Annotated in this window: 15 protein-coding genes; 6 read left to right on the forward strand and 9 right to left on the reverse strand. The window is 68.2% G+C overall.

The features are described from left to right. Positions 1 to 120 precede the first annotated feature (120 nt). Both JC881_RS15270 and JC881_RS15275 read right to left on the reverse strand, forming a co-directional pair. Positions 121 to 312: a hypothetical protein gene (locus JC881_RS15270; RefSeq protein ID WP_198786556.1), complete on the reverse strand. Its 192-nt coding sequence runs from the start codon at positions 310 to 312 to the stop codon at positions 121 to 123. A 76-nt stretch (positions 313 to 388) separates the two neighbouring features. After that, positions 389 to 922, reverse strand: coding sequence for an STM3941 family protein (locus JC881_RS15275; RefSeq protein ID WP_198786557.1), 534 nt, complete (start codon positions 920 to 922; stop codon positions 389 to 391). A 230-nt stretch (positions 923 to 1,152) separates the two neighbouring features. On the opposite strand from JC881_RS15275, the gene JC881_RS15280 reads away from it, so the two are divergent. The 5 genes from JC881_RS15280 to JC881_RS15295 all read left to right on the forward strand — a co-directional run bounded on the left by JC881_RS15280 (position 1,153) and on the right by JC881_RS15295 (position 3,306). Further along, positions 1,153 to 1,341, forward strand: a complete 189-nt coding sequence (locus tag JC881_RS15280; protein ID WP_198786558.1) for a hypothetical protein — start codon at positions 1,153 to 1,155, stop codon at positions 1,339 to 1,341. A gap of 137 nt (positions 1,342 to 1,478) precedes the next feature. Continuing rightward, entirely contained in the window at positions 1,479 to 1,814 is a 336-nt protein-coding gene (locus tag JC881_RS15285; RefSeq protein WP_198786559.1) for a hypothetical protein, read from the forward strand. A gap of 186 nt (positions 1,815 to 2,000) precedes the next feature. Continuing rightward, positions 2,001 to 2,372, forward strand: a complete 372-nt coding sequence (locus tag JC881_RS15290) for a hypothetical protein (RefSeq protein ID WP_198786560.1) — start codon at positions 2,001 to 2,003, stop codon at positions 2,370 to 2,372. Positions 2,373 to 2,469: 97 nt separating this feature from the next. Further along, positions 2,470 to 2,592 carry a hypothetical protein gene (locus JC881_RS32590; RefSeq protein ID WP_269823174.1) on the forward strand — a complete coding sequence of 41 codons (123 nt, stop codon included), beginning with the start codon at positions 2,470 to 2,472 and terminating at the stop codon, positions 2,590 to 2,592. A gap of 27 nt (positions 2,593 to 2,619) precedes the next feature. Beyond that, the gene (locus JC881_RS15295) at positions 2,620 to 3,306 is read left to right on the forward strand and encodes a site-2 protease family protein (RefSeq protein WP_198786561.1); all 687 of its coding nucleotides are present in this window, start codon (positions 2,620 to 2,622) and stop codon (positions 3,304 to 3,306) included. 278 nt (positions 3,307 to 3,584) lie between these two features. Here JC881_RS15295 and JC881_RS15300 read toward each other — a convergent pair whose 3' ends face one another. Genes JC881_RS15300 through JC881_RS15325 form a run of 6 tightly spaced genes read right to left on the reverse strand, consistent with a single transcriptional unit; the run spans position 3,585 to position 8,151 of the window. Further along, entirely contained in the window at positions 3,585 to 4,331 is a 747-nt protein-coding gene (locus JC881_RS15300; RefSeq protein ID WP_198786562.1) for a lysophospholipid acyltransferase family protein, read from the reverse strand. Positions 4,332 to 4,357: 26 nt separating this feature from the next. Then, a complete protein-coding gene (locus JC881_RS15305; RefSeq protein WP_198786563.1) occupies positions 4,358 to 5,644 on the reverse strand; it encodes a dihydroorotase in 1,287 nt (428 codons plus the stop codon). Continuing rightward, a complete protein-coding gene (locus JC881_RS15310; protein ID WP_176659080.1) occupies positions 5,641 to 6,603 on the reverse strand; it encodes an aspartate carbamoyltransferase catalytic subunit in 963 nt (320 codons plus the stop codon). Before JC881_RS15310 ends, JC881_RS15305 begins: the two co-directional genes overlap by 4 nt. Then, complete coding sequence (gene pyrR / locus JC881_RS15315; RefSeq protein WP_198786564.1) at positions 6,603 to 7,100, reverse strand: bifunctional pyr operon transcriptional regulator/uracil phosphoribosyltransferase PyrR; 498 nt, start codon at positions 7,098 to 7,100, stop codon at positions 6,603 to 6,605. Before pyrR ends, JC881_RS15310 begins: the two co-directional genes overlap by 1 nt. Further along, entirely contained in the window at positions 7,097 to 7,555 is a 459-nt protein-coding gene (ruvX, locus tag JC881_RS15320) for a Holliday junction resolvase RuvX (RefSeq protein WP_443083350.1), read from the reverse strand. Before ruvX ends, pyrR begins: the two co-directional genes overlap by 4 nt. Next, positions 7,552 to 8,151: a YqgE/AlgH family protein gene (locus tag JC881_RS15325; protein ID WP_198786566.1), complete on the reverse strand. Its 600-nt coding sequence runs from the start codon at positions 8,149 to 8,151 to the stop codon at positions 7,552 to 7,554. The genes ruvX and JC881_RS15325 overlap by 4 nt, the downstream gene beginning before the upstream one ends. Between JC881_RS15325 and JC881_RS15330 the strand changes: the two genes are divergently transcribed. Then, positions 8,152 to 9,651 carry a cryptochrome/photolyase family protein gene (locus tag JC881_RS15330; protein ID WP_198786567.1) on the forward strand — a complete coding sequence of 500 codons (1,500 nt, stop codon included), beginning with the start codon at positions 8,152 to 8,154 and terminating at the stop codon, positions 9,649 to 9,651. 60 nt (positions 9,652 to 9,711) lie between these two features. On the opposite strand, the gene JC881_RS15335 is transcribed toward JC881_RS15330, so the two are convergent. Continuing rightward, the gene (locus tag JC881_RS15335) at positions 9,712 to 15,780 is read right to left on the reverse strand and encodes an Hpt domain-containing protein (protein WP_198786568.1); all 6,069 of its coding nucleotides are present in this window, start codon (positions 15,778 to 15,780) and stop codon (positions 9,712 to 9,714) included. Between the last annotated feature and the right edge of the window lie 31 nt (positions 15,781 to 15,811).

Genomic DNA, 15,811 nt, shown 5'->3' on the forward strand with positions numbered 1-15,811 from the left:
ATGACAGGGGGCGATGATCGGCCAGGCGTGCGATGAATGGAACTGATGGTTTTGCAGTTCCATATTGCACGCCGTTCAAGTGCGAACTGCCTCAGCCTGGGCGCTTTCAGCGCCGTTCATTCATCGAGGCTCGGGCAACGTCCGCTCTTCGATCCAGTGCGTGCCTTCGCCGAACACCTCGTTGCCCACCTGGACCATGATCTCCAGGTCGCGGCGCAGCAACGCGGTCTCGGGCCTCCAGCTCGCGGCCGCTTGAATCTGGTGCTTGAGATGGCTGACGTCGAGCGACCAGCCCAGGCGGATCTCTTTCATGGCACCCATCATTGAGCAACGCGCGCCGCAGGGCAAATGCGGGACATGTCCTTGCGAGGGATACCCAAACTAAGGTTTACCTGCTGGCATCGGCATGCGTCGTTTCCAGATGCGCCTGCCTGAAGCGCTCGATGTGACCGAGCAATTCTTCGAGCGTCACGGGCAGCGAGATCTGCGGAATGTTGATGACGAAACCCACCAGCGACGAGTTGGCCTTCATCAGCGCGCGCTTGAGCGGCGAGGCCTTGGCCAGGTAGTCCTGCGGGTTGCGCAGCGACACCCCGAGAAACTTCTGCCGCTGGAATTTGACCAGCTGCGCATCGACCACATCGGACCACGGGATGAAGCCCGCGGACAGGCCGGATGCGTTGTCGGTGATGCCGTTGCGGTCGATCGTGATCGCGGGCTTGCGCGAGACGAGCCGGCTCAGCGCGAACAGCGCGACCGCGCCGAAGAAGACGATGCTCGCCCAGCCGGTCAGCCACCCCATGGCCTCGTCGCCCTGGATGGGGTGCTGGAGCAGCCAGATGCCGCCCGCAACGAAGAGCGCCGCGCCCGCGAAGAGCAGGCTCACGCGCAGGCGGCTGGGGTAGATGACGACAGGAGTCATGGCAAGCGGGTCCATCCCTGGAAGTGAAAAAACCGAGGCAGGTTAACGCCTGCGCGCGGCAACGCAAAACGCTCGCCTCGCACGCGCCTCACGCGTCGCACAGCGCGTGTTTACGCAACTAAATATGTTCTTGCAATTGAGACAGCACTTTGCGGCAAAACGTCTCACTTCAAATTCCCCCGCCCCTCACCGCCTCGCCTAGGCTAGGAAAGACGGGAGGACCACAACGAATGACGAAGAAGAAAAAGGAAACCGAAGAGCGCCGGCGAAGGGGCCGGCCGACGCTGCCGGACGACATGCGCGCGATGCACGGTTCGATCCGCCTGACGCGCGACCGCTGGGCCAAGCTGAGGCGCCTTGGCGCGGCGTGGCTCGGCAAGGTGGTCGATCGGGCAAAGGAGCCGGCGCCAAGGAAATGAACGCCGCGTCTCAGGGCGTGTCGTGGTCGATATCAAGACCGCGATCTTCTGAGGCAATTCAGGCGGCTGGAACGATGGGAAAAACATCGAACCAGCCTGACCACAACGTGCAACCACTCTGAAAGAAACCACACATCATGGCTACCAAGAAGTCTAGCAAGACCCCAACGAAGACCTCCGGCACCGCCGAATCAGTTCACACGACACCGCAGCCTCCAGCAGAAAAGGACTTTCTCGACGCCGAGCGGCGCGACGTGATCCGCATCGCCTCGTGCGAAGCGCTCGACTGGCTCACCATCCTCCAGTCGCTTTCCGAGTCCGACACCTTCGATCCGCCGACGCTGACCCGCCGGCTCCCCGGCATCCTCAAGTGGCTGGAGGAATTGAACGGCATCGTGCTCTCGGCCATCGATGACCCGAGCGATGAAACCGCATCGCTGCGCCGGCGCCTCGGCCAGGGCGGCGCGATGTGAAAAGAATCGACGGATGAATGAATGAAGCCGCTGCCAGTCAGCGGCTTTTTACTGGCGCGCTTCATTCACCCGCCGCGCCGCGTCACATTTGGGAACGGTACTTCACCTTCGCGATGTGAGCGAGCGCGTGCGAGGGGGCGTTGAACGGTGCATCAGGGCTGTTTCCGGCCCGCTTCAGGAGATGAAATGTTGAATCCCCGAACCGTTCTCAAGCTGGCCGCCGCAGGCCTCGTCGCCGCAGGTGCCTTGTTCGCCGGCGTATCGGCCAACGCGGAGACCCACTGGTCCGTTGGCGTCAACCTGCCGGGCGTGGTCATCGGCCAGCCGGCACCGGTCTATTACGAGCCCGCGCCCGTTTATTCGCGGCCGGCGCCGACGTACTACCAGCCTCCGGCACCTGTGTATTCCACGCCCGCGCCCGTGTACTACGAGCCGGGCTCGCGCTGGGAAGAGCGCCGCGCGCAGCGTTGGGAAGAACGCCGCGCGGAGCGGCAGGAATGGCGTCGCCGGCAGTGGGAGCGCGAGCAGCATCGCCGCTATTACGAAGACCGCGATTGATACTTAAAGGCACCGAGAGAACTATCTTCGGATTGACGAGGGTTGATCGACCGGGCACTCTCCGCGGCACTCGCATCCGCGGAGAGAGGAGCTCGAAATGTCGATCAGTCCCGCCCTTCGGAGCACCCGTGCCTTCTTCTTCAGCAAACGCAACGCCGTTGCGTTGCTGGCTGTGCTGGCTTCACTCGGTTCGTGGCTCGTCTTCTGGTTTGGAGAGTGAGCCCCTGGTTGCGCTGCGCGGAGTCACTTGCTCGTCCTCTTGAAGTTCATCGCGGCCATCGCGCTGCTCGCCTGCATCCACATCGGCACGATGGCCGCGCTGGGCCATGGGCTCGGCATCAAGGTCCGGCGGATTTCAATGGGCTTCGGGCCGCCACTGTTTTCCTTGGGCGTCTTTCAGTTGCGCCTGCTGCCCATCGCAGGCTCGGTCGCTTTCAAGGACACGCGGACCGAGGACCTGCCCGACGACGTTTCGGCCGACGACTTCGACGACGCGTTCGACCACAAGCCGCGTGCCATCCAGGTGCTCTTGCCGCTCGCGGGCGCCGCCTCGCTTGCGCTGGTCGCGCTGCTGCTGCACCCCGGCTCGGCGCTGGCCAGCATCGGTCATGGCTTCGTGCAGATCGTTGCCGGCGGGCTCTCGCCGCTGGGCACTGCACAGGGGTTGATCGACGGGGGCCGCGCCTTCGCCGCGCAGCAGGGTTTCGTGCCGCTCGTGGGCATGGTGGCCGCCAAGCTGACGGCGTTGAACCTGCTGCCATTGCCCGCGATGAACGGCGGCCAGGCGCTTCTTGCGTTGCTGCAGCGCGGCCCGCACGACGACGCACCGCCACGGCTGCAAAGGCTCATCGAATGGGGCCTGTGGCTCTGGGTGGCACTGGCGCTCTCCTGGCTCGTCGCGCTCGGATTCTTCTTCGTGCAAAGCCGCGGCTGAGCGGCCTTGTAGGCACACACCCACGCGCACGGATTGCCTTCTCCCGCAAGCACCGGCCGAATGCGCGGCCAATGTAGAGGCCTACTTACCTCACGGAGACCTCGATCATGAAAAGCATCATCCTTTGGCTCTGCGGTGTGCCGATCATCGTGATCATCGGACTGAAGGTCTTCGGCATTCTCTGACCACCAGGGCGTACCGCTTCCTCTTCACGGCGCATCCGTGCGCCGTTCAAGCGCCCTTTCGGGGGCGCTTTTTTTTGGGGGCGGCTCCATGCCTCACAGGGTCTCGCGGCGCAGCTGCTGCACGTCTTCATGCAGCGACTGCGCCCAGCCGCGGCGCTCGCGGCCGTGCGAATCCTGCGGCTCGCCGAAGCGCACGATGGCCAGCAGGGGCGGCGCGCGCAGCGTGTTCCACAGCGACGTGAGCAGGTTGTCGTCGTCGATGTAGCGCGGGGCCTGGCTGGTCTCGCCGGTGGCGGCATCGGCGAAGCGCAGCGCGGCGGGGAGCACCGGCGCGCCTGAAGAAATCGCCGCCTGCAGCAGGTTGGCGTGGAAGGGCAAGAGGCCGCGGCCGTCGCTGGTGGTGCCTTCGGGAAACACCCCGATCATGTCGCCCTCGCGCAGCGCCTCGGTCATGTGGTGCACCACGCGCAGCGCGTCGCGGCGGCGTTCGCGCTCGATGTAGAGCGAGCCCGCGCCGGTGGAGAGCGTGCCGATCAGCGGCCAGTGCTTGACGCCCGACTTCGACACGAAGCGCACATGGCGCGCCGCATGGATGGCGGTGATGTCCAGCCACGAGAGGTGGTTGCTGATGATCAACACCGGCCCCGCAGCGGGCGGCGTGCCCTGCACCTTGAGCGTGACGCCCATGATCTCGAGCATGCGGCGCGACCATTCCTGCACGCGCGCATTGCGCTCGGCCTGCGTGAGGCCGGGAAAGGTGAAGCGGATCGTCCACCACCCGGCCAGCGCATGCCCCACCGCATGCAGCAGGCGCCAGCAGGCCTTCAGCGAATGAACCATGGCGCGCGGGTTCTCTTTCTTTTATTTCAACCGTGAACGACGCGGCCAGCGACCAGCGTGTGGCGCGCGCGGCCCTGCACCGGGTAGCCGGCGAACGGCGTGTGCTTGCCCTGGCTCTTGAGCGCATCGGGCTCGACCTGCCATTCGAGCGCCGGATCGAAGATGCAGAGGTCGGCCACGCCGCCTTCGACCAGGCGCCCGATGCCGCTGCCCGCATCGGCCGTGGCCAGCAGCCGCGCCGGCGCGGAGGTGATGACCTCGATCGCCCGCGCGATGCCCGCGCCGCTGCGCTCGCCCCACTGCAGCGCGAGCGGCAGCAGCAGTTCGAGGCCGGTGGCGCCGGGCTCGGCTTCGGCGAAGGGCAGCGTCTTGGCATCGGCCTCGACGGGCGTGTGGTCGGACACCAGCGCATCGATGGTGCCGTCGGCCAGGCCCGCCGAGAGCGCGTCGCGGTCGCCCTGCTGGCGCAGCGGCGGGTTCAGGCGCGCGCGGCTGTCGAAGTAGCCGATGTCGGCGTCCGCAAGATGCAGCGAGTTGATGCTCACGTCGCAGGTCAGCGGCAGCCCTTGCGCCTTGGCCGCGCGCACCAGCGCCACGCCCGCGGCGCTGGAAATGCGGCACAGGTGCACGCGCGCGCCGGTGCTCTTCATGAGCTCCACGATGGTGAAGATGGCGATCGTCTCGGCCGACACGGGCACGCCCGAGAGGCCCAGCCGCGTGGCGAGCGGGCCGCTGGCGGCCACGCCCTTGCCGAGGTCGCGGTCCTGCGGGCGCAGCCACACGGTGTAGCCGAAGGTGCTTGCGTAGAGCAGCGCGCGCTGCAGCACCTGGGTGTCGGCCAGCGGCACGTCGGCCTGGCTGAAGCCGATGCAGCCGGCCTCGGTGAGTTCGGCCATTTCGGTGAGCACGCCGCCGGCGAGGCTGCGCGTGAGCGCGCCGAGCGGAAAGAGGCGCGCGCACTGCAGCTTCTCGGCGCGGAACTTGAGCATTTCGACCAGGCCCGGCTCGTCGAGCACGGGGTCGGTGTCGGGCGGGCACACGAGGCTGGTCACGCCGCCCGCGATGGCCGCGGCCATTTCGCTCTCCAGCATGCCTTCGTGTTCGTAGCCGGGTTCCCGCAAGCGCGCGGCGAGGTCCACGAGGCCGGGCGCGACGACGCAGCCCGCGGCGTCGATGGTGCGGTCGGCCTTGAAGCCGGCCGGGGTGTGGCCGATGCCGGCGATCTTGCCGTCGGCGATGGCGATGTCGGTCTTCTTGTCGGTGCCCGAGGCGGGGTCGATGACGCGGCCGTTGGTGATCAGTGTTCTGCTCATGCTTCGTTCCCTGCCACGATGCTCATTACCGCCATGCGTACCGCGATGCCGAAGGTGACCTGCGGAAGGATCACGCTTTGCTTGCCGTCGACCACGGCGGAGTCGATCTCCACGCCTCGGTTGATCGGCCCCGGGTGCATCACGATCGCATCCGATTTGGCGAGCTGCAGCTTCTCGGGCGTGAGGCCGTAGGTCTTGAAGAACTCCTGCGACGAGGGCAGCAGCGCGCCGCTCATGCGCTCGTTCTGCAGGCGCAGCATGATGATCACGTCGCAGTCCTTGATGCCTTCTTCGAGCGTGTGGCACACGCGCACGCCCATGCCGGCCATGTCGCCGGGCACCAGCGTCTTGGGGCCGACCACGCGCACTTCGGCACAGCCGAGCGTGGTGAGCGCGTGGATGTCCGAGCGCGCCACGCGCGAGTGCAGCACGTCGCCGACGATCGCGACCGTGAGGTTCGAGAAGTCTTTCTTGTAGTGGCGGATCGTGTACATGTCGAGCAGCCCCTGCGTGGGGTGCGCGTGGCGGCCGTCGCCGGCATTCACCACGTGCACGTGGGGTGCGACGTGCTGCGCGATCAGGTACGGCGCGCCCGACTCGCTGTGGCGCACCACGAACAAATCGGCGGCCATGGCGCTCAGGTTGGCAATCGTGTCCAGCAGCGATTCGCCTTTGGTGGCCGAGGAGCGCGCGATGTCCAGGTTGATGACGTCGGCCGACAGGCGCTTGGCCGCGATCTCGAAGGTGGTGCGCGTGCGCGTCGAGTTCTCGAAGAACAGGTTGAACACGCTCTTGCCGCGCAGCAGCGGCACCTTCTTCACCTCGCGGTCGCTCACGCTCGTGAAGTTGGCGGCGGTGTCCAGGATGTGCGTGACGATGTCCTTGGGCAGCCCCTCGATCGACAGCAGGTGGATGAGCTCGCCGTTCTTGTTGAGCTGCGGATTTCGCTTGTAGAGCATTACTTGCTTTCCTCCACCTTGAGGCTGAAGGCGCCGTCGTCGGCGCGGGCTAGCGCGAGGAGTTGCGTATCCGGCAGCGTGAGTTTCGCGGCGGCGAAATCGGCCGCGACCGGCAGCTCGCGGCCACCGCGATCGACCAGTACGGCGAGCCGCACGCAGGCGGGGCGGCCGAAGTCGAACAGCTCGTTGAGCACCGCGCGGATGGTGCGGCCGGTGTAGAGCACGTCGTCCAGCAGCAGCACGTCGGTGCCGTTCACGTCGAAGGGCAGCGAAGTCTGCGCGCTGGCCGAGAGGCCGCGGCGCGCGAAGTCGTCGCGGTGCATGGCCGAGGAGATGACGCCGGGCGCGCCGGGCAGGCCCAGGTCCTTCTGCAGCCGCTCGACCAGCCAGGCGCCACCGGAGGTGATGCCGACCAGCTTGGTTTCGGGGCGCAGCAGCGCCTTCACGCCGGCCAGGAGGCCTGTGTAGAGCCCTTCGGCATCAGGTATTGAACTCACGGGAGACTCCTCAAAAATTGCTCCAGGATGATGCAGGCCGAGGCGGCATCGGCATCGCGCGCGCCGGACGACAGCGCCTCGGTGGTGCTGTAGCGCTCGTCCACCTCGAACACCTGCAGATTGAAACGGCCGCGCAGCTGGCGCGCGAACTTCTGCGCGCGGCGGGTGTTCTCGTGCGGGGCGCCGTCGGGGTGATAGGGCACGCCGATCACCAGCGCGTCGGGCTGCCATTCCTTGATGCGCGCCTCGACCTGCGCGAAGCGGGCATCGCCCTCGGCCTTGATGGTGGCCTGCGGCGTGGCCGTCTGGAGCAGGCGGTTGCCGCTGGCCACGCCCGTGCGCTTCAGGCCGAAATCGAAGGCCAGGAAGGTCTGGAAATGGGACGGGACGGGAACGGGAACGGAAACAGGAGCGGCGGGAACAGGGGCTGGAGCGTCTGGCATGACGGCGCTCATGCGTGTCCGGCGTCCGGCGAGAGCTTCCAGGCTTCCAGGCCCAGCAGCATCAGCGCCTTGTCGTAGCGCTGCTCGATCGGCGTATCGAAGATCACGGCCGGATCGGCCAGCACGGTGAGCCAGCTGTTCTCGGCCAGCTCGGACTCCAGCTGGCCCTCGCCCCAGGCCGAATAGCCCAGCGAGACCAGCACCTTGCGGGGCCCCGCGCCGGTGGCCAGGGCCTCCAGCACGTCCTTGGAGGTGGTCATCTCCAGCCCGCCGGGGATGGTCATGGTCGAGGCGTAGACCGATTCCTCGGGCTTCTCGGCCTGGGTGAAGACCGGCTCGTGTAGCACGAAGCCGCGCTCGGTCTGCACCGGGCCGCCCTGGAAGACGGGGGCGTCGCCCAGCTCGGGGCGGGTCAGGTGCAGCTCGATCTTCTCGAACAGCACCTTCAGGTTGATGTCGCTGGGTTTGTTGATCACCAGGCCGAGCGCGCCGCGCTCGCTGTGTTCGCAGAGGTACACGACGCTGCGGTTGAAAGTTTTGTCTTCCATCCCGGGCATCGCTATCAAAAAGTGATGCGTGAGGTTCATCGGGGCAGAATCGGCAGCCATATGCCACCCATTTTACTGGCCGTCGACAAGACCTACCCCAAGGGGCTCATGTGGTTCCGCCGAGACCTTCGCGTGGACGACAACGCGGCCCTCTATCGCGCGCTGCGTGCCTGCCGCCAGGTGGTCTGCGTTTTCGTGTTCGACAAGGCGATCCTGGAGGCGCTGCCCAGTGCCGACCGGCGGGTCGAATTCATCCGCGAATCGCTGCTGGAGCTGCAGGCCGAGCTGGGCGCCCTGGGCGGCGGGCTGATCGTGCGGCACTCCACCGCGGTGCAGGAAATCCCCGCGCTCGCGAGCGACCTGGACGTGCAGGCCGTGTTCGCCAACCGCGACGACGAGCCCGATGCGCTGGAGCGCGATGCCAAGGTGCTGGGCGCGCTGGCCAATGCGGGCATCGCCTTCCACACCTACAAGGACTCGAACGTCTTCGACCGCGACGAGGTCATGACCAAGACCGGCCAGCCCTACACGGTGTTCACGCCCTACAAGCGCGCGTGGCTCGCGAAGGTGGATTCGTTCTTCCTCAAGTCGTACCCGGTGCGCAGCCATGCCGAAGCGCTGGTGCCGCCGCCGCAGGCCTACCGCGAGCCGATGCTGTCGCTGGGCGAGCTGGGCTTCGAGAAAACCAACCTGTCGACGCTGGAGATCCCGACCGGCTCGCTCGGCGCCGGCGTGCTGTTCGAGGATTTCTTCGAGCGCATCGACCGCTACGACGAAGCGCGCAACTTCCCCGCCGTGCGCGGCCCCAGCTACATGGGCGTGCACCTGCGCTTCGGCACGGTATCGATCCGGCAGGTGGCGAGCGTGGCGCACCAGCTCTCGCTGCAGGGCAACGCGGGCGCCGCGACGTGGCTGAGCGAGCTGATCTGGCGCGACTTCTACTTCCAGATCCTCGCGCACTTCCCGCATGTGTACGAGAACGGCGAATCGAAGAGCTTTCGCCCCGAGTACGACAAGATCCAGTGGCACCACGGCAAGCACGCCGACCAGCTCTTCGATGCCTGGTGCGAGGGCCGCACCGGCTACCCGCTGGTGGATGCCGCGATGCTGCAGATCAACCAGAGCGGCTACATGCACAACCGCCTGCGCATGGTGGTGGCGAGCTTTCTGTGCAAGGACCTGGGGCTGGACTGGCGCCGGGGCGAGCGCTACTTCGCGCTGCACCTGAACGACTTCGAGCTGGCCTCCAACAACGGCGGCTGGCAGTGGGCGAGCTCCAGCGGCTGCGATGCGCAGCCCTACTTTCGCATCTTCAACCCGGTGACGCAGAGCGAGCGGTTCGATCCCGAGGGCAAGTTCATCCGCCGCTACCTGCCGCAGCTCGCGGGCCTGTCGAACGCGGCGATCCACGCGCCGTGGATGGCCTCGCCGGTGGAGCTGGAGGCCGCGGGCATCCAGCTGGGCGAGACCTATCCCGCGCCCGTGGTGGACCATGCCGAGGCGCGCGAGAAGACGCTGCAGCGCTACGGCGTGGCGCGGGCCAAGGCGCTGCAGAAATAAGAAAAGGCCCCGAGGGGCCTTTTCTTCTATCGGCGCCGGAGCGCTTCAGGCGAACGGCGTTCAGGCCGCAGCCGCGAGCGTCGGCTCGGTCGTGTACGCACGCACCAGGCGCAGCAGTTCCTCTTCCGAGTAGGGCTTGCCCAGGTAGTGGTTCACGCCCAGCGTGCGCGCGTAGTCGCGGTGCTTCTCGGCGATGCGCGAGGTGATCATGATGATCGGGAGCTCCGCCAGCGCGGCGTCGGCGCGGATGTTGCGGGCCAGGTCGAAGCCGTCCATGCGTGGCATCTCGATGTCCGACAGCACCACCGACGGGCGCTCCTGCTGCAGCCGTTCGAGCGCCTGCAGGCCGTCGGCCGCGAGCGACACGCGATAGCCTTCGCGCTGCAGCAGGCGCTGCGTGACGCGGCGCACGGTGATGGAGTCGTCCACCACCAGCACCAGCGGCACCTGCGGCGCCACGGGGGCCAGCACCGGCATCGGCACCTGCGGGGCGTCCTGGTCGGCCGAGGCCGAGGCGGTGTGCGCCGGCACCACGAGCGCGGCCGCCTGGCGCAGGCGCGCCTGATCGCCGTGCACCGCCGCCAGCGCCACCGGGTTGTAGATCAGCGCCACCGCGCCCGAGGCCAGCACCGAGATGCCGGCAAGACCCGGCAGCCGCGCGAGTTGCGGGCCGAGGTTCTTCACCACGACTTCCTGGTTGCCCAGCACTTCGTCCACGTGCAGCGCGACGCGCTGTGCCGCGCTTCGCACGATCACGAGGGTGTTGTTCTTGGAGGCGGCGTGGTCGCTGCGGGTCGAGGCCTGCAGCAGCGCACCGGCCCAGTAGAACGGCACCTGTTCGCTGCCGAACGGATGGCTGTTGTGCAGGTAGGCCGCTTCCAGGTCGGTGCCGCCCACGCGCTGCACCAGCTCCACCAGATTCGACGGCACGCCGATCGACACCTCGCCCGCGCGCAGCATCACCACGTGCGTCACGGCGGTGGTCAGCGGCAGCACCAGCTTGAAGGTGGTGCCCTGGCCGGCGGTGCTCTGCGTTTCGATGCGGCCGCCGAGCGCCGCGATCTGCGCGCGCACCACGTCCATGCCGATGCCGCGGCCTGCCAGTTCGGAGACCTGTCCGGCGGTCGAGAAGCCGGGCTTGAAGATCAGCTCGGTGGCTTCTTCGGGCGTGAGGTCCTGGTCGCCCGCCAGGAGGCCGAGGGCGCGGGCGCGCTCGGCGATGCGCTTCTGGTCGAGACCGGCGCCGTCGTCGCGGAAGCTCACCGAAACGTCGTTGCCTTCATGGTGCAGGTCGATGACGATCAGGCCGCTGGCGTCCTTGCCGGCCTTCTCGCGCGACGCCGCATCCTCGATGCCGTGCGCCACGCAGTTGCGCAGCAAGTGCTCGAAGGCGGGCGTCATGCGGTCCAGCACGCCGCGGTCCATTTCGATGGAGCCGCCGACGATGTCCAGGCGCACCTGCTTGCCGGTGTCCTTGGACGCCTGGCGCACCACGCGGTAGAGGCGGTCGGAGATGCCTTCGAACTCCACCATGCGCGTGCGCAGCAAGCCGCGCTGCAGTTCGCGGGTCTGGCGTGCCTGCACGCTCAGGTCGTCTTCCGTCGCCTGCACCGTCTTTTGCAGCGTGCGCTGCACGGTGGCCACGTCGTTCACCGACTCGGCCATCATCCGCGTGAGTTCCTGCACGCGGGTGAAGCGGTCGAACTCGAGCGGGTCGAAGCTCTGCTGCGAGTCCTTGGCTTGCGCGAGACGCGACTGCATCTGGCTTTCGGCCTGCACTTCGATGTCGCGCAGCTGCTGGCGCAGGCGGTCCAGGTTGCCCGTGAGGTCGGAGAGCGAGCCGCGCAGCTGGCCGAGCTCGGCCTCCAGGCGCGAACGCGTGATGATGACCTCGCCGGTCTGCGCGACCAGCCGGTCGAGCAGCTGGGTGCGGATGCGCACGGCCTGGCCCGATGCGGCGCGCAGCGGCGCGAGCAACGCGGGCGCCGGACGCGGCTGCAGCATCGTGACGGCCGGGCTGACGGCTTCTTCCTCTCCGTCGGCGACCGGTGCGGCTTCTTCGTCGTTCGCCGGCACGCCGGCTTCGGGCGCGACCTGCACCAGCTGGATGGCCGGCGATGGCGCGGTGGCCGCGGCCACGAGCTGGGCCATTTCGACCTGCGTGGCGTCGTCGGCCGCGCGCAGCGCGTCGAAGGTGGCCTGCAGGGCGTCCAGGCGGGCCAGCAGTTTTTCGATGTCGGCCCGCTCGGCGCCCTGGGAGCCCAGGACTTCGATCTCGGACTCCATGCGGTGCGCGCGTTCGCCCAGGCGCATGGCGCCGGCCAGGCGCGCACTGCCCTTGAGCGTGTGCAGTGTGCGCAGCACCGAGGCGCGCGGCGCGCTGTCGTCGGGGTGGTGCGACCACTGGCGCAGCGCTTCGCCCAGCTGGGGCAGCAGGTCGGCGGCCTCTTCCTCGAAGATCGGGAACAGGTCGACGTCGACCGCGTCGGCCAGGTCGATGGCGTCTTCGGAATCGTCCAGCGCCACGTCGGCCATGCCGTCGCTCGCGGACACGATCTGCTGGAACGGCCGCACTTCGCTGCGCACGGCGGCTTCCAGCGGCATGGGCGATGCGGCGATGTCGCGCAGCGCCTGCAGCGTGCCTTCGGCCGGATCGCGCAGGAACCCCACGGCGAACTGGTGCAGCAGGCGGCGCAGCTCGTCGGCCGCGGCGACCAGCACCACGCCCTGTTCACGCGTGCCGCTGCCCTGCATCTGCAGGTGCTGCAGCGCCGATTCGAGCAGGCGCGCCATGCCCGAGAGGCTGTGGAAGCCCACGGTGGCCGAACTGCCGGCCAGCGAATGCGCGAGCGCAACGGTCGAGTCGGGCAGGCGCTCGTGCGATTCGAGCGCCCATTCGCCCACGTCGGTGGCCAGTTGCCTGGACCATTCGTCGGCTTCGTTCAGGTAGACGTTGTAGAGCGCGATGCCGATGCGCAGCGGACCGATCACCTTGACCTGGTCTTCGGCGCTGGCGGCGGTGGCGAGTTGTTCTTCCGCCACTTCGGCCACTTCCGTGACTTCCACCGCTTCCACGGTCTCGGTCACTTCGATGGCTTCCACCGTCTCGACAGTCTCGTGTGCGGCGACGGGCTCCGGCGTCTCTTCTTCGGCCACGACGGCCGGCGGTTCGGCGGGCACTTCGACCGGCGCAGCGACCGCAGCCACGGGTTCGGGCGCCGGCTGCGCCTCGGGCTCGGGCGTCAGTTCCAGTTCGGGCAGCGCCTCCAGCGGAGGCAGCGCCATGTCGTTGGCCTTGGGCTCGTTCGCCGGCACGGGCAGCGGCTCGGGGTCCCAGGCGAAATCGGGCAGCGCGGTGGCGGTCGGCACGGTAGCCTCGATGCCTGCCTCGGGCTCCGGTTGCGCAGCGACGGGCGCGGCAATGGGGGCTGCGGGCACAGCGGGCGCCTGGGTCTTCGCGGGCGCCAGGAAATCGAACTCCTCGCCCGCGGGCAGTGCTGCGAGCGGTGAGAGCGGCGCAGGCGACGTGGGCTGCTTGTCGAAATCGATGAAGTCGGTGGACGTGAAGTCGTCGTCGGCGTCCGCGCCTGCGGGCTTTTGCGGCTCGTCCAGCGCATCCAGCGCGGGCAGTTCGAAGACCGGCTCGGGCGCGGCGCGCGCCGGCGGGTCCGGCAGGAACGACAAGTCGGGCAGCGGCGGCAGCTCGGGTTCGGCGGCGATGTGGCGGGCGGCCACGGCCAGCTGCTCGGCATCGGCCACGCGCACCGGCGGCGGCACGGGCTCGCCGGCCATCAGCGCATCGGCCACGCGGCTGAACGGGCCGGCCTGCCAGGAATGGGATTCGCCCGAGGCGATGGCTTCGACCCACTGGCCGAAATCGCGCAGCGTGCGCTCGGTGGCCGACAGCATCTCCGGCGTGGCGGGACGCTGGTCGGCCAGCCAGGTGTTGAGCACCTGCTCGAGCGACCAGGCGGCATCGCCGAAGTCGGTGAGGCCGACCATGCGCGAGCTGCCCTTGAGCGTGTGGAACGCGCGGCGCAGGATGGTGAGCTCTTCGGTGTCGTCCGGATGGCTGCCCAGCTCGGTGATGGCGGCCAGGCCGTTGTGCACCACCTCGCGCGCTTCGTCCAGGAAGATGTTCTGCAGGTCGTCTTCTTCGAGCTCGGTGACCTCGGTGTCGGGCAGCGCGCCCGGACCGGTGATCTTGGAGGTCCAGCTCTCGGCCTTGCGGCTGAATTCCTCGAGCGGCGTGGGCTTGGTCTTCCGGGCGGGCGTGGCGAGTGCGGCGAGCTTGGAGGCGATCTGCGCATCGACTTCCTCGATGCTGAGCACGGGCTCGGCAACGGGCGCCGCGGCTTCGCCTTCGGTGCTGTCGGTGGCCTGGCGGCCCATCAGCGGCTTGAGTTCGCCGGCCTCGGCGTCGAACACGAACAGGCGCTTGGCCAGCGCGGGCTGGTAGCCCAGCATGTCGATGAGGAAGCCCAGCGCGCCCAGGTTGTTGCCCAGCGCGTCGAAGCCGGCCATTTCCTCGGCGGGCGAGGTGCTCACCAGCATGGCCTCGACGTCTTCGCGCATGCGCTGCACGGTGAGCGCGGCCTGATCCAGGCCGAGCACCGAGAACACGCCGCGCATTTGCATCAGTTGCGTCGGCACGGTGCGCAGCAGCCCCTTTTCGGCGGGGCGGCGGAAATACTGGTCGAGCGACTTCTCCAGTTCGCTCAGGTGGCTGCGCAGCTCGTCGACCACGGTGCCCATGGTCTGGCGGTCGCTCACGCGGCGGTACAGGTCTTCCATCCACGGCTCGAGCGGCTCGGAATGGCCACCGGCGCGCACGCGCTCGATGCGGCCCGACAGCTGCAGGGTGCGGGAGGTGAGTTGCGGGTCGCTCGGATCGAGGTCTTCGAGCGCGGCTTCCAGGTACAGCACCGAGGTGGCGACTTCCATCGCCAGTTCGGTGTCGGGCGGCTGGCCCGATTTGACGGAGGCGTCGACCGCATGCGTCAGCGCCTCGACCATCGGCAGGCTCGGCGGGTGCAGCTTCTGCAGCGATTCGCCCAGCTGCGCGAAGGTGTCGGCCACCTGGCGCGTGCGGGTGATGTCGCCGCCCGAGAGCGCCGACCACATTTCCTTGGCGGTCTCGATGCGCTTGCGGGCCTGCGTGAGCACCAGCGGATCGAAGCGGCCGAACTGCTCGACGGTGTAGTCGATGTGCTGCTCGTGGGCCACGCCCCAGGCGCTGCGCACGGTGCGCAGCGTGGCGGCCTCGTCGCGGGCGGTGGGCACGGCCTGCGCGCAGAAGAACAGGAGGTCCTGGCCCAGACGGTCGGACACCAGGCTGTCGCCGCGCGCGAGCGTGGCGTACTGCAGCAGCACGCGGGTGGCGGCGCGCTTCACATACGAATCGGCGGGAATGAGGCCCAGCGACAGCGCTTCGAAGAAGCCCGCGGCCAGGGTCCAGAAGCTGGCGACGCGGGGCAGCAGCGCGCCGCGTCCGAGCCCCAGGCACAGGCCCTGCAGGCGCTTGGCGGCCTGCATGTCGCCGGCCTTGACCAGCTGCAGCACTTCACGGTCCAGCCGCGAGCGCACCGACGGGTCATAGGCGACGGCGGCCTGCGTGAGCGCGGGCTTGATCTCGACCCAGCGCCAGGCGGTGCTCCAGAGATCGGCCGGGTGGACGCGTTCGTTGCCGCCCAGTTCCAGCACGTCGCGGTATTGGGGGAAGAGCGCGACCGACGAGACGGGCTTGCCGGCCAGCAGCGCGGTCAGGAAATCGGTGACGGCGAAGCCGGCACGCTCGATCTTCAGGACGGCGCTTTCGGTGCAGCGCTGCGGTTCGGCAATGAAGCCCTGCACCGCGAATTCGATGGCGCCGAGCACGAGCGCGGGCGAGGAATGCCCCACCATCTGCAGCGCGCCGACGGCCTGGTGCAGTTGCTGGCGGGCCATCTGCAGCGGGCCGCTCTCGGGCTCCGTTGCACCGCCCACGTCGCGCACGAAGCGCCGCAACGACTTGCCCACACCATCGAGGGATTTCTGGATTTCTCCCAGCACCCAGGCCAGCGGCCCGAGGTCTTCGGTGGCCGGCAGGTTGCCGGCGATGGGGGCCGTGGCAGGGGTTTGAATCGACACGTGGTTGCTCGCCGTTCTTATCTATCGGTTG

Origin of the sequence: Variovorax sp. IB41 (genome assembly GCF_016405905.1) — a bacterium.
Classification (GTDB): Bacteria; Pseudomonadota; Gammaproteobacteria; order Burkholderiales; family Burkholderiaceae_C; genus Variovorax.